This window comes from Actinoplanes sp. NPDC019969 (assembly GCF_055562375.1).
On record NZ_JBVHFK010000001.1, the window covers coordinates 1075600 to 1094169 of the forward strand.

The 18570-nt window shown below is 69.0% G+C and carries 18 protein-coding genes and 3 tRNA genes; 8 read left to right on the forward strand and 13 right to left on the reverse strand.

Going from position 1 to position 18570, the window contains the following annotated elements:
- Positions 1 to 49 precede the first annotated feature (49 nt).
- The 3 genes from ACZ3II_RS05095 to ACZ3II_RS05105 are packed head-to-tail and all read right to left on the reverse strand — an operon-like array spanning position 50 to position 2006.
- Positions 50 to 775, reverse strand: coding sequence for a creatininase family protein (locus tag ACZ3II_RS05095; protein WP_465516304.1), 726 nt, complete (start codon positions 773 to 775; stop codon positions 50 to 52).
- Positions 766 to 1482, reverse strand: coding sequence for a hypothetical protein (locus ACZ3II_RS05100; protein WP_465516305.1), 717 nt, complete (start codon positions 1480 to 1482; stop codon positions 766 to 768). Before ACZ3II_RS05100 ends, ACZ3II_RS05095 begins: the two co-directional genes overlap by 10 nt.
- Complete coding sequence (locus tag ACZ3II_RS05105) at positions 1479 to 2006, reverse strand: hypothetical protein (protein WP_465516306.1); 528 nt, start codon at positions 2004 to 2006, stop codon at positions 1479 to 1481. Before ACZ3II_RS05105 ends, ACZ3II_RS05100 begins: the two co-directional genes overlap by 4 nt.
- Positions 2007 to 3113: 1107 nt before the next feature.
- Here ACZ3II_RS05105 and ACZ3II_RS05110 point away from each other — a divergent pair.
- The 3 genes from ACZ3II_RS05110 (at position 3114) to ACZ3II_RS05120 (ending at position 4387) form a co-directional block, all read left to right on the forward strand.
- Positions 3114 to 3251 (forward strand): hypothetical protein, encoded by a 138-nt coding sequence (locus ACZ3II_RS05110; protein WP_465516307.1) that lies wholly within the window; start codon positions 3114 to 3116, stop codon positions 3249 to 3251.
- On the forward strand, positions 3248 to 3529 hold the full coding sequence (locus ACZ3II_RS05115) for a hypothetical protein (RefSeq protein ID WP_465516308.1): 282 nt from the start codon (positions 3248 to 3250) through the stop codon (positions 3527 to 3529). The genes ACZ3II_RS05110 and ACZ3II_RS05115 overlap by 4 nt, the downstream gene beginning before the upstream one ends.
- A 141-nt stretch (positions 3530 to 3670) precedes the next feature.
- On the forward strand, positions 3671 to 4387 hold the full coding sequence (locus ACZ3II_RS05120) for a hypothetical protein (RefSeq protein WP_465516309.1): 717 nt from the start codon (positions 3671 to 3673) through the stop codon (positions 4385 to 4387).
- Positions 4388 to 4625: 238 nt separating this feature from the next.
- On the opposite strand, the gene ACZ3II_RS05125 is transcribed toward ACZ3II_RS05120, so the two are convergent.
- Both ACZ3II_RS05125 and ACZ3II_RS05130 read right to left on the reverse strand, forming a co-directional pair.
- A tRNA-Arg gene (locus tag ACZ3II_RS05125) sits at positions 4626 to 4698 on the reverse strand.
- 41 nt (positions 4699 to 4739) lie between these two features.
- Positions 4740 to 4830: transfer RNA gene (locus tag ACZ3II_RS05130), tRNA-Ser, on the reverse strand.
- 844 nt (positions 4831 to 5674) lie between these two features.
- Here ACZ3II_RS05130 and ACZ3II_RS05135 point away from each other — a divergent pair.
- A complete protein-coding gene (locus tag ACZ3II_RS05135) occupies positions 5675 to 6391 on the forward strand; it encodes a hypothetical protein (protein WP_465516310.1) in 717 nt (238 codons plus the stop codon).
- On the opposite strand, the gene ACZ3II_RS05140 is transcribed toward ACZ3II_RS05135, so the two are convergent.
- On the reverse strand, positions 6349 to 7119 hold the full coding sequence (locus ACZ3II_RS05140; RefSeq protein WP_465516311.1) for a CPBP family intramembrane glutamic endopeptidase: 771 nt from the start codon (positions 7117 to 7119) through the stop codon (positions 6349 to 6351). The two genes, ACZ3II_RS05135 and ACZ3II_RS05140, sit on opposite strands and share 43 nt — an antisense overlap.
- Positions 7120 to 7237: 118 nt before the next feature.
- Between ACZ3II_RS05140 and ACZ3II_RS05145 the strand changes: the two genes are divergently transcribed.
- A complete protein-coding gene (locus ACZ3II_RS05145) occupies positions 7238 to 8347 on the forward strand; it encodes a globin domain-containing protein (protein ID WP_465516312.1) in 1110 nt (369 codons plus the stop codon).
- Here the strand turns inward: ACZ3II_RS05145 and ACZ3II_RS05150 are convergent.
- Complete coding sequence (locus tag ACZ3II_RS05150) at positions 8344 to 9873, reverse strand: peptide deformylase (RefSeq protein ID WP_465516613.1); 1530 nt, start codon at positions 9871 to 9873, stop codon at positions 8344 to 8346. The two genes, ACZ3II_RS05145 and ACZ3II_RS05150, sit on opposite strands and share 4 nt — an antisense overlap.
- A gap of 335 nt (positions 9874 to 10208) precedes the next feature.
- On the opposite strand from ACZ3II_RS05150, the gene ACZ3II_RS05155 reads away from it, so the two are divergent.
- Positions 10209 to 10991, forward strand: coding sequence for a hypothetical protein (locus tag ACZ3II_RS05155; RefSeq protein WP_465516614.1), 783 nt, complete (start codon positions 10209 to 10211; stop codon positions 10989 to 10991).
- Between the two features lie 63 nt (positions 10992 to 11054).
- Here the strand turns inward: ACZ3II_RS05155 and ACZ3II_RS05160 are convergent, their stop codons facing one another.
- Positions 11055 to 12896, reverse strand: a complete 1842-nt coding sequence (locus ACZ3II_RS05160) for a DUF6311 domain-containing protein (RefSeq protein ID WP_465516615.1) — start codon at positions 12894 to 12896, stop codon at positions 11055 to 11057.
- A 400-nt stretch (positions 12897 to 13296) separates the two neighbouring features.
- Between ACZ3II_RS05160 and ACZ3II_RS05165 the strand changes: the two genes are divergently transcribed.
- Positions 13297 to 14013, forward strand: a complete 717-nt coding sequence (locus ACZ3II_RS05165) for a class I SAM-dependent methyltransferase (RefSeq protein WP_465516313.1) — start codon at positions 13297 to 13299, stop codon at positions 14011 to 14013.
- Between the two features lie 105 nt (positions 14014 to 14118).
- Here ACZ3II_RS05165 and ACZ3II_RS05170 read toward each other — a convergent pair whose 3' ends face one another.
- The 4 genes from ACZ3II_RS05170 to ACZ3II_RS05185 form a co-directional block, all read right to left on the reverse strand.
- Positions 14119 to 14649 (reverse strand): YbhB/YbcL family Raf kinase inhibitor-like protein, encoded by a 531-nt coding sequence (locus ACZ3II_RS05170; RefSeq protein WP_465516314.1) that lies wholly within the window; start codon positions 14647 to 14649, stop codon positions 14119 to 14121.
- A 314-nt stretch (positions 14650 to 14963) separates the two neighbouring features.
- Complete coding sequence (locus ACZ3II_RS05175; RefSeq protein ID WP_465516315.1) at positions 14964 to 15938, reverse strand: C40 family peptidase; 975 nt, start codon at positions 15936 to 15938, stop codon at positions 14964 to 14966.
- Between the two features lie 233 nt (positions 15939 to 16171).
- Positions 16172 to 16765 carry a DUF4352 domain-containing protein gene (locus ACZ3II_RS05180; RefSeq protein ID WP_465516316.1) on the reverse strand — a complete coding sequence of 198 codons (594 nt, stop codon included), beginning with the start codon at positions 16763 to 16765 and terminating at the stop codon, positions 16172 to 16174.
- A 147-nt stretch (positions 16766 to 16912) separates the two neighbouring features.
- Positions 16913 to 17875, reverse strand: a complete 963-nt coding sequence (locus ACZ3II_RS05185; protein ID WP_465516317.1) for an NAD(P)H-quinone oxidoreductase — start codon at positions 17873 to 17875, stop codon at positions 16913 to 16915.
- Between the two features lie 68 nt (positions 17876 to 17943).
- On the opposite strand from ACZ3II_RS05185, the gene ACZ3II_RS05190 reads away from it, so the two are divergent.
- Positions 17944 to 18028 (forward strand) — tRNA-Ser (locus ACZ3II_RS05190).
- Between the two features lie 23 nt (positions 18029 to 18051).
- Here the strand turns inward: ACZ3II_RS05190 and soxR are convergent.
- Complete coding sequence (gene soxR, locus ACZ3II_RS05195; protein WP_465516318.1) at positions 18052 to 18531, reverse strand: redox-sensitive transcriptional activator SoxR; 480 nt, start codon at positions 18529 to 18531, stop codon at positions 18052 to 18054.
- Between the last annotated feature and the right edge of the window lie 39 nt (positions 18532 to 18570).

The window sequence follows — 18570 nt, forward strand, 5'->3', positions numbered from 1 at the left end:
CAGGCGTTGCAGGCTCCGAGGGTGCTGCTGGCCTTGAGTGCTTCGGTGTCTAGCGGCGTGCTGCTGGTTCGTGCAGTGCTTGGAGGTGTGCCGCGAAGGAGTTGACAAGGCTGTCGAGGACGGCCTCGCCCTTGTTTGCGGTGCCGGCGGACGGGCGGCCGATGACGCCGTGCTTGGTGTAGGCGGCCATGCCTTCGACGAGGAGGAAGGGTCGTTCATCGGCGGTGTGGTCGAGGGATCCGGCGCCGTCTCGTACGGATTCGGGTAGGACGGCGGACAGTATCGAGACTTCGAGTTCGCCGGCGTGCATGTCTTCGTGGTCGTCGGTGGCGAGGTCGGCGGCTTGGCGTGCTCGCTTCCAGTCTTCGCGGGTGGGGAACAGCGTCATGGAGCGTGGTGTCGTCGTGTTGGCGGTCTGCACCACGTTGCTGAGGAAGTAGTTGCCGCCGTGGCCGTTGATGATGGCGAGTTTGTTGATCCCTTGGGCGCGTAGCGAGCTGGCTATGTCGCTGATGATCGCTGTCAGCGTGGTGTGGCTGAGGCTGACTGTTCCTGGCCAGGCTGCGTGCTCGTGGGAGCACGACATCGTGACGGCCGGCAGGAGTAGGACGTTGTAAGTAGCCGCCACCCGGTCGGCGATGGCGACCGGCACGATCGTGTCGGTGGCGAGTGGTAGGTAGGGGCCGTGCTGTTCGAAGCTGCCGATGGGTAGGACGGCGACCGTGGGTTGCCGTTCGTGGACGTCCGCCGTCGTGGTGAGGGGAATCAGGTCCATGGCGTCGATATTGGCACTTCGGTCGTGACGCTGGCGCGGTACCTGGTCAGGAAGTCGTCGACGGCGGGGCTGCCGCGATGCGTTCGCAGGGTGACCGCGACCGGGGACAGCGCCTTCACGATCCGGGCGGAGTGAGTGCTATCGGCGATGTCCAAGGCTTGCTGTCCGGTGAGGGCGCCGTCGTCGGGTTGATCGTCGGCTTGGCTTTCGGCGAGGTAGGCGGTCCACATGCCGACGTCGATGGCACCGGCGGGCTGGTCCTGGGCGAGGACTTCCTCGAGTTGCGTACGCGCTTCGTGGCGTTCGCCGAGCAGATAGAGACATCGTGCTCGGGCCGCGTTGATGTAGCGGGAGTCGCAGTGGCGGGCCATCTCGTCGGCAGGTTCGTCGGAGCTCTCGTTCGCCAGCGTGCGGGCTGTGGTGAGGATGTCCAGGCTTTCGCCGCTGCCTGCCAGGGCCAGTCCTTCCGAGAGGCGGGTCAGGCACAGCGCCTTGATCTTCGGTGGGATGTCCGCGTTGGCGCCGAGTGCTTGGCGGGAGAGGGATACCGCTGCGGAGGCGTCATTGCCGTCGACGGCGTGCTGGCTCCTGCGCATGAAGACGTAGGCTTCCACGACCGGATCGCGGGCCTCTGTGGCGCGGCGGTGAGCACGTTCCAGCCAGGCTTCCGCACCGGGGAAGCCTCCGTTGGTGCAGATCCAGCTCATGAACTCCGACCAGCGGGCGTGTCCGCAAGCGCCAGGTCGATCTCGGGTTTGCGCTGAGCGAGCGTTTCGAGGCTTCGCATCTGCTGAGCGACCAGCGGATGAAGGGCTGTCCATCCGATGGCGCCGGTCGACCCGACGAGGTTGTTCAAGTGTGTCAACCAGGTCTCGGTGACAACGCCCGCTCCGCCTGGTCGGATGAAGTTGATGGACGACTCGCTGGGAAGGGCGGCGTCCTGGGCTACGGCGTTCCCGATGCCGGACTTGCGGTCGTCGCTGGCGCCAGTCGAGGTCCGCGCGTCGGCTGGCGATAGAGGGCCTTCAGGGGAGGTGTCAGGTCGCTGACCGTGAGTCGGGCGATCGTTGTCCGAGGCCAGGAACCACAGCAGGTGCTGCGGGATGTCGAGCAGCAGGGCCCAGAACCGCAGCTGGCCGAGGTGTTGCTCCGGGCGACCGGTCTCGATCCTGCAGATCTGGCTCTGGGACTTGAATGCCCACCGCCCGACCGTCTCCTGCGAGATCGGCATCCCGTGCGCTGGATGCGAACGGTATGCGGCGATAAGGCGTCCCATGTGCCGGTCGGCGGCGGCTTCTCGGAGGGGCGGGTGGTTCCAGAAGTCGGGTGGCAGTACGGGCGGATGGGTTCGCAGCGTAAGCAGGTCACTCGTACAGCGCTGGCAATGCACCCCATGGTGGGAGCCGGCGAGCGGCGTACGGCATCGTCGGCACCGCCGAGTACCTCCATGCATGGGCTGCCCCCTCGTCGGTTACCCGACCGTTTGGTTCCCGCTCTCCCACGGCTGCCATCGATGACGGCTTGCTGGATCCACGGAGAGATTCCGTGGCCGGTGACCCGGTCAGCGGAATCCACGCCGCGTACTTGCCTCTGCCGGTTGGCGGCGTTGGGCTTGGCCTGCAGATTGTCCGTCCCGGGCGAGGGCTGATACAAGTCCTCGGACGACCGGGGGCGAATGTCATCACTCCGGGCCCGACGATCCGACGTCCGCCCAGAATCCCCGAATCGCTCCGACCACCTTGGATTGTCCTAAGTGGCGGGTCACGGCGCCGTGCGCCGCCCGATCCGCCTCTCATAACGGATATGCAGCGCTTGGCATAGCGCGTGTCGACGCAGCTCAGCAAGCTCTGATCAGCGCCCGCACCTGTGAGCGGGCGGGGCGCAGCCGGCTGATGCCAGCTACGAACGGCGGATACCCGAGACGAGTGCCGGCGGCGGCACCTGCTGATGGATCGGGAGGTCAGATGCACACGAGACGAGCACGTCGGTGGTGGCGCGTTTTCGGCCGGTTGCGATGCACGTGTGGATTGCCCTGGCCGTGCATCGAGGCATGGATGGAGAAGGGCCGACGACGTGAGGAGCACCGCGCCCGGACCGCTGTCAGCGATCCGGCGCCTCGGGTGCCGGTATGGGCTGCTCCGACGATGCCGCTACGGCAGATCGGCCGCGCCGGTGCCATCACACCGGCGCAGGAGCAGCGAGCCCGGGGCAATCGGCCGTGTTAGTTCCCCGGACAGGGCATCAGGCTGTGCGGCCGGGCTGGGACTGCACGGTGTGCGGCCGGCGGTGGCCATGCGCCGTTGCCAAGGTTGAGCTCGCTGAGCAGTACCGGGACTTCATGCGCGGCCTGACGGTGCTGCTCAGCTCCTACTTGATCGAGGCGATCGACGACTGGGCGGTCGGGGTGGGTGGGCCGCCACCGGATCTGTACGAGCGGTTCCTCGGCTGGGCCGACACCTCGAGAGGCGTGGCATGACGGGGCAGGCGCCGGTGGGGAACCGCAACGGGCTGCTGACCCTGTTGCTGGACGTCTTCTACGTGCCGGTGGTGGTCCGGGTCGGCACCACGTTGGTCAACATCGCCGGTGTCGGCAGGAGCGAGGGCCGTTACGTCCTGGAACTGGACGAGGGCGAGATGCAGGTGGCTGTCGAACACCTCATGCTCGACAGCCTCACGGCAGCGAAGGCTCGAGCCGCTGGCAGCGCCGGCGAGGTGGCAGAGGGTTCGGACGCTCAGAGAAAGCTCGACCGGTAAGAGGGCAGGCTCGCTGTCGGCCTCACCCTCTCGCGATACAACCATGCCGGTCTTTCGGCGTAGTTACCCGGAGACAACCACAACGGAAAGGCCCCGGCCATGCCATTCGCACCGAGTGCAGCCGGGCTATAGGTTCGGCTGGTGAGCACGCCTGTCTTCTACGCGCGCCCGGGGACCGTGGGCAACACCCTCGGCGTTCAGCCAGCGGTCGGCAGTAGGGACAAGGCCGGCTCGCCCGGTCAGGTGCGTTCCGCCGCGTTCATCGCTGAGGTGCATGCTGTCATCGCCGAGCAGGTGAGCGCCACCGCTGGTCCTCTCGCGCTGCGACTCGACATCGGCCTACCGGACGACGTGCCGCTGCTCACCCACCACGACCTAGACAATTACCTGTTCCCACTGGTCCCGCGGCTCACTGCCAACACCGGGCGCCAGTTCGTATCCGTGTGGGCGTCGAAGCGGCACGCGCCCGCCTCGACGGTCGCCGTATGCCAGGCCCAGGTGACTTCCGACCCGGGCGGGACATACTCGTTCTCGGTCAACACGACAGCCTCGGTCGAGAGCACCGCCTTCAAGGAACAGATCCGCGACCAGGTCACTGCCGCCCGACCACTGCCGGACGGTGGTGTCGCCCTCCAGCTCGCCTTCGTCGGCGGGCTGAACCGGGCGTGGCCGAACCTCTGGAAGGCCACGATCGACTCCCTCGGCTCCCTCCTCGGCCGCGACGCCGGAGCCGGGCAGTGGAACCCCCGCGACGGTCGCATCACCGACCTCGGACTGCACTGCCTAATCGACCCGAACGCCGGCAACGACGTCATCATCGCCATCCGAGCCGACACGGCCACCCAGGCACCGGAGTAGACGAATTCGGCGTCGGCATACGCGGGCGAATGGGCCGCCGATCGAGGCCGAGCTTCCCGCGATCACCACATCGCGGACGGAAAAGCACTGGTCAACACGGGTCGAGACAGACCATTCCGAAACAACCGATCACCACCGGATCACCACGTCCCACATCGCGGGAAAATCCGGGCTCAAAACTGGGAAACAAAAATGGCCGTGAACCGCGTTTCCGCAGGTCACAGCCATTTTTAGGAAGTGCGCCCGAAGGGACTCGAACCCCTAACCTTCTGATCCGTAGTCAGATGCTCTATCCATTGAGCTACGGGCGCTTACCTTGTTGCTCAGTCAGCCTACAACACCGACTTTCGCGCGGAGACTCCGGGATTCGAACCCGGGAGGGGCGGTAAAACCCCAACCGCATTAGCAGTGCGGCGCCATAGACCGGACTAGGCGAAGTCTCCCCGGCAGCCCGAGGACTACCGGGGACTGACAATACCGGACTCTGTGACGGGCGCACAAAGAGGGCGGCATCCGGCACACCGGAGATCTTCGCGAGGGGTCACGAACAGGCGAAACGTCGCGGATGAGGCTAGGCTCGCAGCGATGGAGGAGAACACGCGCCGGGAGGCTCCGCGGGCTCGCGATCCGCGAAGCCCGTTCAGTGCGCCCGAGCAGAAGCCCTCCGCCGAGCAGCCGGCCGCGAGTCCTGCGCGCCGTGCCGCGCCGCCGGCGGTCACCTTCCAGCCACCGAAGCCGGATTCGGGTGCCGAAAGTCACTCTGAAAACCCTTCTTCGGGTACGGGTGGAGCACCCCCACGCCGCATCCCGCGCAAAGCCGCGGCCCGCCCGGCAGCGCCGACCGACGCCACCGTGCCACCCCAGCCGTCCCGCCGCCCCAGCGACTCCCCCGCCGCCGAACCGCCGGCCCCCGCTGGGGAGCAGCCCGCCGGAAGCCGGCCCGACCGAGCGACCGTCGAAAACCAGGCCGATCAGACGCCTCCGGAGACCGGGGCGAGGCAGCGGCCCGCAAGGAAGGCAACCGCGCCGGCCAAGCGCACGCCGGCGAAGAAGGCGGTCACGCCCGCCAAAGCCGCAGAGGCCCCCGTCAAGAAGGCAGCCGGGCCCGCCAAAGCCGCGGAAACTCCGGTTAAGACGGCGCCCGCGCCAGCCGAAGCCGCAGAGGCGCCGGCCAAGAAGGCGGCTCCGGTGAAGAAGGGCGCCCCGCCCCGGAAGGCTGCTCCGCGGAAGCCGAAGGAAACGCCGCACCCCGTCACTGCGGCGGAGGGGGCAGTGCCGGATCCGGGCGTGCCCACAACACCGACCGGCTCACGGCCCGACACGCCTACGGCCCCCGAAGGGCACCGGGCGGAACCGGCCGACAACGCGGACCCGACAGCCGCGCCGAAGGTGGAGGCGATCGCTGCGGTGGGGACGTCGTCTGCGGTCGTTGTGCGGCTGCCGTCGCTGGGTTCCCGGGAGCGGGCGGGCAAGCGCTTCGAATCCCTCGCCGAGGAGCTGCTGGCGGAGCCCTCCCGTACCCCCGAGATCCTTGCCCTTGCCGCCGTCGAGGCGATCGGGCCGCGGGCGAGAGCCTGGGCCGCCCGGACCCGCGACACCTATCCCACGGCGTCGCCGCAGGCGCTGGCCCGGCTGGCGACCCGCCGGTTCACCCGGACCGCCGGGTTGCGGGGTGCGCTCGGTGCGGTCGCCGGCCCGTACGCACCGGTTGCCCTGACCACGGCGATCGTGGTGACGCACGCGGAGCTGGTGTTGCATCTGGCGGCGGCGTTCGGGGTGGATCCGGAGGACCCGCGGCGGGCCGAGGATCTGCTGAAGCTGGCGAGTCCGGGCAGTGGGCCGTTCGTCGCGTGGGCGGCGCTGCGGCTGGCGAACCGGGCACTGCCGGGCGTGAGTCTGGTCACCGCGGTGCTGGGGGCGCGGGCGACGGCCGGGATGGTGGCGGCGCGGGCGCAGCGTTTCTATGAGAGCCAGTCGAGCCAGGATTCCGGCAGCGTCTCGTAACCGACGAAGGCGACGATGTCGAGGAGGCTGTGCGCGACGATCAGGGGCATGACGCGTTTCGTGCGAAGGTAGAACAGCGCGAAGACCACGCCCATGATCGCGTTGCCGATGAAGGCGCCGAAGCCCTGGTAGAGGTGGTAGGAGCCGCGCAGCACGGCGGACGCGGCGATGATCCACACCGGGGACAGCTCGAGGGAGCGGAGCCGGGTGAGCAGGTACCCGACGACGATCACCTCTTCGAGCACCGCGTTCTGCACGGCGGCGAGGATCAGCACGGGCAGGGTCCACCAGTAGGCGTCGAGGCCGGATGGGCGGATCTGGGCGTTGATGCCGAGCTGAAGGGCCGCGTACACCAGCAAGAGGCCCGGAAGCCCGATCGCGGCCGCGAGGCCGGCGCCCCACCCGATGTCGAAGCCCGGCTTGCGGAAGTCGATGCCGAGGTCGCGGGGACGGATGCGGTCGCGCCACAGCAGGAACAGCGCCAGCATCACCGGGATCAGGGCGAAGAAGATGTTCAGGAGCTGGTAGGTGAGGTCCAGGTAGGGGCGTGGCGAGACGGTCGGGTTGAGGGTGGCGGTCTGCTGGGCGAGCGGCGCCGCGGCGGTGAGTTTCGCGGTCAGCGACACGATGGAGTAGATCGCGGACTGCCCGAGCGACAGCAGCAGGACGATGGTGATCTCGATCCCGTATCGCGGGCGAGTGGACTGCTGCTGTTCCTCGACGCTCACCCGACAACTGTAGGCGAGGCACGAACTCCCCCAATTCGGGAAACGACGCGCCGGAGAGGGTGGCGAATCGCACCTCCGGTGCGTCGTGTTCCCGACTGCGCTGACCACCCTGAATGGCATGGGAGACCTCGCACGCTTGCTCAAGGAGAGCTGGAGCCTGGTCGAGGAGCATCAGGACAAGGTCGCGGGCTATTTCTACGCGCGGATGTTCCTGTCGCACCCCGACCTGCGTGATCTGTTCCCGGTGCAGATGGATGTGCAGAGGGCCCGCCTGCTGGGCGCGATCGTGACCGCGGTGCAGACGCTGGAGGACCCGGAGCGGTTCGACGACTATCTGCGGGCGCTCGGCCGGGACCACCGCAAGTTCCACGTGGAACCAGAGCACTACGAGGTGGTCGGCGGGGCGCTGATCGAGGCGATGCGGGCGTTCGCGGGCGAGGAGTGGGGCGTCGAGTACGACCAGGCCTGGGCCGACGCGTACGCCGTGATCGCCTCGAAGATGCTGGCCGGCGCGGACGCTGATCAGAATCCGCCCTACTGGTACGGCGAGGTGGTCGCGCACGAGCGCCGCTCCCAGGACATCGCGGTGTTCACCGTGCTGCCGCTGCAGCCGCTGGAGTTCCGGGCCGGGCAGTACCTCAGCCTGGAGGCCCCGCGCTATCAGCCCCGGTTGTGGCGCACCTACTCCCCGGCGAACGCGCCGCGCCGCGACAACACCTTGGAGTTCCATGTCCGGGCGGTCGGTGCGGGCTGGGTGTCGAGCGCCCTGGTCCGCCGACTGCAGGTCGGGGACATGGTGAAGCTGGCGGCGCCGATGGGTTCGATGACGCTGGACCGCCGGTCGACCCGGGACGCCGTGTTCGTGGCCGGCGGCACCGGCCTGGCCCCGATCAAGTCGTTGCTGGAGGAGCTGACCCGGTACAACCGGACCCGGTGGGTGCACGTCTTCTTCGGCGCGCGGACCCGGGAGGATCTCTACGATCTGGCCGACCTGAACCGGCTGGCGGCCCGTTATCCGTGGCTGTCGGTGGTGACCGCGTGCAGTGACGATCCGACGTTCCCCGGCGAGCAGGGGGACATCTCGGACGTGGTGGCGAAGTACGGCCCGTGGAAGGAGCACGACTTCTTCGTCTCGGGGTCGGGCCGGATGGTGAAGGCCACCTTGAAGACCCTCGCCGAGCTGCAGGTGCCATCGATCCGGATAAAGTACGACAGTTTTAGCGACTAGTAGTCCCAAGGGCGGCCGGTCTGCTGGTACTCGGCGACCGGCACCAGCTTCGCGTCGGCCTGCATCCGGTCCACGTACAGCCGGCCCTCCAGATGGTCGATCTCGTGACTGATCAACCGGGCCAGCCCACGCTCGAACGAGGTCACCACCCGGGTCCCGTCGAACCGGGCGTGCTCCACGTCGATCCGCAGCGGCCGCGGCACCAGGCCCCGGTAGTCGAAGAACGACAGGCAGCCCTCGTACTGCTCGTCACACTCGCTCGACTCGCCGACGATCCGCGGGTTGAGCAGGACGACCGGGTCGATGTCCCGCTCGGGCGGCCGGACCACGGCGGCCGCGACCGGCACACCGACCTGCGGCGCCGCCAGCCCGACCCCCTTGCTGAACTCGTGCAGGTCGTCCAGCCGACCCAGAGAGGTGAGCAGCTGGGTGACCGCGTTACGGGCGGCGGCCTGCTCGCGGGGCAGCTGGAAGTGGCGGGCCCGCTGCCGGAGCAGGTCGGACCCGCGCTGGATGATGCCGATGCCGCGCATCCGGTGCGAGGCCCGCGGCAGGGCCGGCTCCGGAGGCCCGGTTTCCTCGTAGACCGGGGCGCCGGCGCCGCGGTACCGCCATTCGAGGCGGTACCGGGCGTTGAGCAGGGGCGCGTCGGTGGACCACTCGAAAATGGCGCGACCTCCCTCGGTGCGGCGTTCCAACGGGGACCGGACGGGCACCTCGGCGTTGAGCGATGCCTCCACTCCCCAGACCTGGGGCTCGAAGTTCTCCGGAAAATCCAGCCGGACGGTGAGCGAGCGGGTCGGCAGCCGGACGGCACGCTGGAACCACTGGCCCCATTTCCTCTCGTCGACCGTGTACGCGTACTCGATGATCGTCCGCTCGCCGGGGTAGAGCGGGAACTGACCGCGCTCGTTGGCGAACATCAGCCAGATCTCCTTGGACGCGTCCCGGTCGAGCTTGACCCGCCACTGCATCGGCTCGGCGGCGTCGCCCTCGCCGGCGAACGCGCGCACGTCCATCTCACCGAAGTCGAGTGGGTTCTCCCGGTGGTGCCGGTTGGAGCCGGCGGGGTCGTGCGGGTACCGGTCGACGGCGACCTTCGCGAGGTACCGGGTGACGGGTTCGACGCCGGCGTTGTAGAGCCAGCGCGACACCCGGCAGCGGTAGGCCCCGCCGGTGTAGGCCAGTTCGGCCACCTCACGCTCGACGATCAGGCCGGTGCCGGGCGGCAGCCACTGGACCGGGACGGGCGGATCCCGGTGCGGGCCGGTGTTGCGGGCGTGCCGGAGTTCGTCGTACTCCTGGAATCTCTGCCAGATGGCGCCGCCGGCGCCGAGGACGGCCTCGGCTCTGCGGGCGAAGTCCTCGGTGGGTTTGTGGCGCCGTCCCTCGACGTGGCTGACGTACGAGGGATCGAAGCCCATGCGCGCGGCAAGCTGCTTCTTCGTCATCCCGCGGTCGGCCCGCCACTGCGCGAGCACCGTAACGAACTGGTCTGCTGCCCGTTCAATGGGCGAGGTGGTCATCACGGATGTCCCCTTCGCGACGGCATGTTCAGTGTCGCCGGGAGTCCCTGTCGCGAAGGAGTTAGTAGCGATTTGCCGACAGATACCTTGACGAATCCGGCAGCACCGCCACGCTACGTAAAGTAATCATTACCTAGGGCATTCGCCCGAAAGATCCCCTTGCCCACTGTGGTTAGGCTACCCTTAACCGGGTACCGTGGGTCGTCGCGAGCCCCAGCCGCTCCACAAGAGCGCGGCTCGCCCCCACCTACTTCAAGCAAGTCCATCCGCAAGGAGAATGCGGTGACTCAGCGACGAGTGCCGCGGGCAGGCGGACGCCCGTGACCAGCCCCACCATGGAGCTGACGCAGATCCGCCCCCGGCCGTTGGCGCCGGTCACCGCGACTCTGCGTGCCATGTTCGGCACCAGCACCGAGATCCCCGGCCTGGCACCCGGTCTGCTGGTGCCCGACATGGCCGGCTGGACACCCACGGCCCGCCTGGCCGACGTCCACCTGGACACGATCCTCGACGCCGCCCGCCGCCGGTGGAACGCTCAGCCGCACGCCGCCGCCGCGCTCGCCTGGAAGGCGTACACCTACTGGCTCACCCTCCCGGCCGTCCTCGGCTGGGCCTCCGCGCGCCGGGTCCCGCTGCTCACCGCCACCGACGCGGTCATGCACTTCGACGACCCGCGCCCGCTGATCACCCTCGGTATCCGCCGGGGTACCACTATCGCGGTCCTCCCCAACGATCCCCTCGCGCTCTCCGGCCGCCCCGAGGTCCGGGTGGTCGCCGACGAGGACGCGCTGCTGGCCGAGTTCCGCCGCAGCATCCTCGACGAGCACCTCACGCCCCTGCTCGACGCCGTCCACAGCCGGGTCCGACTGGGCAAACGCACCCTGCTCGGGTCCCTCGCCTCCGGTATCGCGTACGGCGTCCTGCGATCCGCCGACGCGGTGCCCGGCTCCTCCGCCGAGACCATCGACCGGCTGCTCACCGCCCTCGGGGTGCGCGACCTGATCGAGCTTCACCCCAACGACCAGGGCCGCCTCGACGTGCGCCGCAAGACGTGCTGCCTGGCCTTCACCCTGCCGCGGCCCAAGGTCTGCCCGGGCTGCTGCATCAAGACCCCTTAGTCGTACGGGCCACCCCCGACAGCGTGTGGATTTCGGCCGTCCTACGCGCCGCAAATCCACACGCTAGAAGGGGTCGCCTCCGGTGAGGACCGCGTCGGGGTCGTCGACCAGGGCGCGCACGTCCCAGATCCAGGCGCCGCCGGTCCAGGTGGGCCGGAAGCCCAGCAGGTCGGACATGGTACGCAGCATCTCGATGTCCCGGTTCTGCGGGGTCAGCACGACCACGCCGGCCTTCCAGAACCGCAGGTCGGCGAGCGCCATCTCGCGCCGCTCGTCGGTGATCTCCGGAACCGGGTTGCCCTGGCGGATCGAGGAGATCAGGCCGCTGGTCGGGCGCCACGGCGGGGAGAACATCGCGGTCCGGTCGGAGGGGTTCCACGGGTTCTGGTTGGGCAGCAGCGCGTACGCCCCGGCGATCCGCATGTCGTGACCGGTGTAGGCGGTCCAGCGCAGCGGGTCGGGGTAGCTGCTGTCCGGCAGCGGCAGAGCCACCATGGTGTGCTGCTCGTCCACGTACGCCCGCCAGGCCCCGGAGGTCACGAACTCCGGCACCGGCTCCATCGGGACCGTCGCCAGCGGCCGCGGGATCAGCGGCACCAGCGCCATCGCCACCGCGGTGATCATCGCGACCCGGACCGGGCCCCGGGCGGTGGGCTGGGTGCGCATGGTGTCGGCCGCGCGCTGGCAGCCCAGGGCCAGCACGATGCCGACGATCGGGGCGATCGCCATCGCCCACCGGGTCGGCACCGCCGAGTTCAGCACCGGCAGGTGGTGCAGGAACGCCCAGATGCCCGGCACCTCGGTGTCGACCCCGTTCAGCACGACGGTCGGCCCCAGTGACATGGCCGCGAAGAGGATCGCGATCGCGCCCAGCACCAGCACCGCGGCCGAGCGCCGCAGCCAGAGCAGCAGCCCGAAGAAGAGGACGATCAGGCCCCAGCCGAAGAAGGCGTTCTCCTCCGCGGGGTTCTGGGTGAGCAGGGCGGCGGTGGCGGAGTCGCCGGCCACCGAGTGCCGGGAGTAAGCGGTGAACGAGGCCAGGTCGGCACCGAAGTTCCGGACGAACTCGGCGAGGCCGTGGTAGGCCTGCGGGCCGAAGAACTGGACACTCAGCGGGTAGGCCAGGACGGCCAGGGTGGTGATCGCGGTGACCCCGAGCGCCCGCAGGAAGGGCAGGACCTCGCCCGGGTGGCTCTTGCGGCGGACCACGGCCATGACCACGCAGAAGACGCCGAGGCCCACCGCGGTCATGAAGAGTACCTCGAGGTTGATGAACGCCTGCCAGACCAGGAGGCCGGCCAGGATCAGGCCGTTGCGGATCGAGCGGCCGCGGACCCGGAGTTCCAGGGTGCGCCAGATGATCAGCGGGACGAGGAACTGGGAGACGATGTTCGGGTGGCCGCCGGCGTGCGAGACCATGCTCGGGGCGTACGTGCAGACGAGCGCGCCGACCCAGGCCGCCGCGCGGGAAGCGACGAAGCGGCGCGAGAGCACCAGATACCACGAAGCACCGGTTAATGCCAATGCGCCGGTGAGAAATACGTTGAAGGCCACATGCGGACCGAACAGAAGAGTGATCGGCGTCAGTGGCAACGAAACGGCCAACACCGAGGTGTTGGCCATCATGTTCACCCCGTCGGGGTAATTCAAGCGGTCCGAGAAGAACGGATACGCGCCATCGGTGAGCACCCGCGCACCGTGCGCCAGCATCCACTCGAAGAAAGCCTGATCCTGCGGATCATCACGCAGTTCATGATCAAGATTGAGCCACAACGGAGCGGTCAGCATGAACGCCGCGATCATGAAAGTCGCGAGCGCGACGACGTCCTGCCACGTCAGCAGACGCCGTCTCACCTGGGGTTTGACGGTCTCCGCAGGCGGGGCGGAAACCGCGGGAGCGGTCATCGCGACATCCGCCTCGAGGGCTATCAGCTCCGCATCCAGGTCGTCTTCGGCGGTCACCCGGCCGCGCGACAGAACGTTCTCGTCGGTCGGCTGGCCTGTCGAGTCAAAACCCGTAATCGTCATAGCATCGGCGAGCCTAACCGAGGTTTCGCAGATGCCAGCGGTGTGCGCCCCAGGCGTGATAGAGCCGATATGTACGCGTGTTTTCCGCGTGTCCGGCGAACCGCCACCCTGTGGACTTCCGGTGAGGTAACCCATCCGAGTACCCGGCCCACCTATGTCTCAATCAGGCCAAAAAATCAGTGGTGACCAGTGCTCAACTTTCGGATAGGCGCGTCAGATGGTTAACTTCAGCGGTCCCGCTGTCAGCTCAGATCGGCAAGATGAGGGAACCTCACCTATGGCAGACATCACTGGAGACCAGCGGATCCAGTCCGAAGTGCTCGAAGGCCTTGCCATGGCCGTGAACCACCGCCGGTGGTTCGTCGAGCTCGCTCTCCCCTACCTCGGAGACAACCCCATCGAGATCGGCAGCGGTCTCGGGGACTACGCGATCGAGTGGGCGGAGCACCTGCCGAAGTTCACCGCGACCGAGGCCGACCCCGACCGGCTCGTCCTGCTCAAGGAGCGGATGGCCGAGCACGCGAACATCGACGTGAAGCAGATGCTGCTGCCCGCCCAGGACCCGAGCGGGGAATACAGCGCCGCCGTCTCCTACAACGTGCTCGAGCACATCGAGGACCACGTGGGCGCGCTGCGCAGCATGAAGGAGCTGGTCCGCCCGGGCGGCCGGGTGATCATCATCGTGCCGGCGTTCATGTTCGCGATGAGCCAGGTCGACATCGCCACCGGGCACATCCGCCGCTACACCAAGAAGACGCTGGGCGCCGCCTTCACCGAGGCCGGGCTGGAGATCGAGAAGCTGCACTACGCGAACGCGCTGGGCCTGATCGGTTACTACACCGCCACGAGCATCTTCAAGCTCGCCCCGAAAGAGGGGCCGATGGTCAAGATCTACGACACCTTCGTGCTGCCGGTCACCAAGGCCGCCGAGCGCGTCGTGCGGCCGCCGTTCGGCCAGTCGGTCTTCTGCGTGGCCCGCGTCCCGGGCGCCTGACCGCTCAGCACATCACAAGGCCGTCGGCTGGTGAGCCGACGGCCTTTGCCGGTGTGTGCATTTCGGGCGCGCATGGCGGCCGAAACACACACACCGTCGGTTGTCTCAGCCGCGCACCTGGAAGGTCGGGCGGATCGTGGCCCGGGCCAGCGTGTGGAACGCCAGGTTGAACCCGACGTAGGCCGGCGACGCGTCCGGGGTCACCTCCAGCCGGTCGACGTCGATCGCGTGCACGGCGAACACGTACCGGTGGGCGCGGTCGCCGGGCGGCGGGGCGGAGCCGCCGTAGTTGCGCTCGCCGTAGTCGTTGCGCACGCAGAACGCCCCGTCCGGCAGCGGGTCCACTCCGCGCTCCAGCGAGGTGACCGCCACCGGCAGGTTCACCAGGACCCAGTGCCAGAAGCCGCTGCCGGTCGGCGCGTCCGGGTCGAAGCAGGTGACCACGAAGCCACGCGTCTCCGCCGGGAAACCGGACCAGGCGAGCTGCGGCGACAGGTTTTTCCCGCCCACACTGGTGTGCGCGTACAGCTCGTCGAGTGGCTGCCCGTCCGTGACGTCCGTGCTGGTCACGGTGAAGGCCGGGACCGGCGGGAGGACATCGTACGGATCGGGCGCCAGAGCGCGGTCAAGACTCATGAGGTGGCCTCCGGCGACGTGGTGAGTAACTGATCAGGTCTTCCCACGATGGGCCGAGACTAACCGTTCGGTGTGACCAGCGTCTTTCGTCCGCATTGCGGCCCGCCGTCACTCGAAGGGGTAAACGCACAGGTGGTGCGCATGCCCGAGCCCGTCATCGGTCATAGTTCTGTCAGACATCCGACCGGGTGCGTGCGGCCGAGATCCCCGCGCCTGGTTGCGATCGGCTGCCGTGAAGGACCACGGCGGTCAGCGAGTCGGCACCCGTCGAACCGGCGGGTGCTGACTGCTGTCCGGGCCCCTCACCGCGGCTCTCATCCCAGGCGGGACACCGACAGACCGCGGTAGAGCTTGCGGTAGACGACGCCGGTGCGGTGGTTCCCCGCGTCGATCATCATCCCGTTGCCCATGTAGATGCCCACGTGACCGGAGCCCACCACCAGGTCGCCGGGCCGCGCCTTGGACCGCGAGACCGTCCTGGCCCGCCGGGCCTGCGCGCCGGACGAGTGCGGCAGCCGCAGACCGGCCCGGGCGTAGGCACGCTTGGTGAGCCCGGAACAGTCGAAGCCGTGCGGTCCCTCCCCGCCGCGCACGTAACGCTTGCCGACCTGCGACCGGGCGAACGCGATCACCGCCCGCATGTCCCGCGCTCCCGCGGCGGTCCGCATCGGCCGCACACCGGTGCTGCGCGCCGTCCGCCGGATCGTGCCGGGTGACAGGGTCACCTGCCGGCGCTGCACCACGACGGTCTTCCGGGCGATCCGCGCGGTCCGGGCCCGGGCCGTCGGGACGGTGCGCATCTCCCGCGTCACCGGCCGGACGGCGGGCCTGGTCACCTGCCGTACCTCGACGGCCGGCCGGGCGACCCGGGCGGAACGGCGCAGGACCGGCGCCGGGCGCACCCGGGTGGCCGGGCGCAGCGCGGCGGGCCGGCGTGGGATCGCGCGGGAGACGCGCTGATCGGCCGCCTGGCGGCTCAGCAGGCCGGGCGGCGCCGCCCGGACGAGGCCGGCCGGTGCTGCCGCCCTGGTGAGGCCGGCCGGTGCTGCCGCCCTGGTGAGGCCGGCGTCGAACCGGATCTCCCGGAGCCGATCCGGTCGCAGTTCCGTCGTGGTGGACGCTGCCGGCTCGTCGAGCTGTCGCTTCTGAATCTCCACATCGATCGGGTGATCCGTGAGGTCCGGTGTGGCCGGCAGGGACTGGGGCGTCGTGAGCGCCTCAGCACCGTGCTCGACCTGGTCTAGGGCCGGCGTGATGACGGCCAGCGCGAGCGCGCCGGCGGTCAGCACCCGGCGGGTGGACGAACCGTGCAGTGTTGCCTCCGAAATAGGCCCGGGGCACTCACGCGAATCCCATCCGAACGCGGCCGATGCTGCCTGCCGCGCTTATGCCGCCGTCGAAGGTGGGCAATGGGAACCCGGACAACCGTGCGTATTCCGTGGACCATGCCAACACAACATCGAATCCGCCGGGGCATGATTCACATAATTGATCCCCGATCACGAACCGATAAACGCTGTGTTCAGCGCGGATCCGGGAGATCGAGACGTACGCCCGGAGTGGACAGCGTGCCGCGCACTGTCACCTGGTTGAGTTCGGCGTCCGACGGCACGTCGAAGGGGAGCACAGCGGCCACCGTGTCCCCCGGCTCGATCTCGTTGAGCAGGCTCGGGCTTCGATCGTTGAGAAAGACCGCGGCCTGCTCGGCGACGGCGTAGGCTTCGCCGTTGGCATCGTGGATGCGCAGCACCTCGCTGTCGAAAAGCTCCGGTTCCGAGCCCCGGTTCGTCACATTCACGTCCAGCAGACAGAATTGCCCGCCAGGCCGCTGCTCCAGGCCTTCCGGGCCGATCGACGACACGCCGCAGCGCAGCGCGGTCACGTCGAACCGGAATCCGCCGGCGGGGGACACCCCGAAGACCGGGCCCTCGGGGACCGCGGCCGGGGGTGGTGGGGACGTCACCACCGCCCACACGCCGAAGACGACGAGCGCGACGGAGACGACGAGCCCACCGGTGATCCACAGGCGCGCACGCCACCGCAGCGCCGGGTCCGCGGCGTCCTCGTGCGGCGGGACGTTCCGGACGGGGGCGGAGCGGTGCGGTGCGTACGTCACGGTGGTCCCCAGCGGTCGGTACACGCCCGCCTGCCGGACGCGTTGTCCGTCCATGCTGGGTGGGACACGGCCGGAGACCGCCACGACTCGCCGCATATTGGACCTTATCGGGCATATACCTCCGAGGCCGTTCACCCGAACGTGTGATCAGCGCTGCAGAACGATCTTCCCGAAGTGGTCGCTGGACTCCATCAACTCGTGCGCGGCGGCAGCCTCGGACAGCGGGAAGGTCCGGTGGATGACCGTCTTGACGAGTCCGGCGGCCACCAGCGGCCACACCTGATCCCGCACGCCGGCCACGATCCGCGCCTTGTCGGCCGCCGGACGGGCCCGCAGCGAGGTCGACGACACCCGGCCGCGCTTCGCCATCAGGGCACCCAGATCCAGCTCGGCGGAGCGGCCACCCTGCATGCCGATCACCGTGATCCGGCCCTCCGGCGCGAGCACCTCGACGTTGCGGGCCAGGTACTTCGCGCCGATGATGTCGAGCACGACGTCGACGCCTCTTCCGCCGGTGTGGTCGCGCGAGACCCGTACGAAATCCTGGGTTTGATAGTCGATCGTCAGCTCGGCGCCGAGCGCGCGCAGCCGCTCGTGTTTCTCCTGCCGCGCGGTGACCAGGACTTTCGCTCCCAGCGCAACCCCGAGCTGGACCGCGAACGTGCCGATCCCGCCGCCGCCGCCGTGCACCAGCAGCGTCTCACCGGGACGCAGCCGGTCCCGGTCCACCACGTTGGACCAGACCGTGCAGGCGACCTCGGGCAGGGTCGCGGCCTCGACCAGCGACAACCCCGCCGGCACCGGCAGCAGCTGGCCGGCCGGCACCGCCACGCGCTCGGCGTAGCCACCGCCGGCCAGCAGCGCGCTGACCCGCTCACCCACGTGATGCCCGGTGACACCCGGCCCGACCGCGCTGATCACGCCGGAGCACTCCAGGCCCGGATAGGCCGGCGCGCCCGGTGGCGGCGGATAGAAGCCCTGCCGCTGGAGAACGTCCGCCCGGTTCACCGCCGACGCCGTGACGTCGACGATCACCTCGCCCTCGCCCGCCTCCGGCTCCGGCACCTCGGCCCAGACGAGCCGCTTGTCCTCGATCACGATCGCGTGCATGAGCCCGACTCTGCCCCACCGGTACGACAAGAACCAATCGCGAATGGCAGACTGGACCCCGCACCGCTGGAGGATTCGCCTAGTGGCCGATGGCGCCGGTCTTGAAAACCGGTATGGGGAAACTCATCGTGGGTTCGAATCCCACATCCTCCGCTTCGCCTCCCCGGCCCCGCTGCTCAGTCCAGGGCCGGGTCGAGGGCGAGCACCGGGTTGAGGTCGGGGGCCGGGTTGAGGATGCGCTGGGGGCCGGTGCCGCCGGCGGCCAGGCGGTCGCCCGGGTTGGCGAGTTTGCACCGTTGCAGGGACAGGCAGCCGCAGCCGATGCAGCCGCTGAGCTCGTCGCGCAGGCGCTCCAGCACGGTGATCCGCTCCTGCAGCCGGTAACGCCAGCGCGCGGACAGCCGGGACCAGTCGGCCTTGGTGGGGGTGCGGTTCTCCGGCAGGGAGGCGAGCGCCTCGCGGATCTCGTCGAGCGAGACCCCGACCTGCTGCGCGATCTTGATGAAGGACACCCGGCGCAGCTCCGCCCGGTCGTACCGCCGCTGGTTGCCGCTGGTCCGGGAGGCGTGGATCAGCCCCTCCCGCTCGTAGAAGCGCAACGCCGACGGCGCGACGCCGCTGCGCGCCGAGAGTTCCCCGATGGTGAGCGTCTCCATGTAGCTCCTTGAGTTGAAGTGAACTTCAAGTTGCAGCCT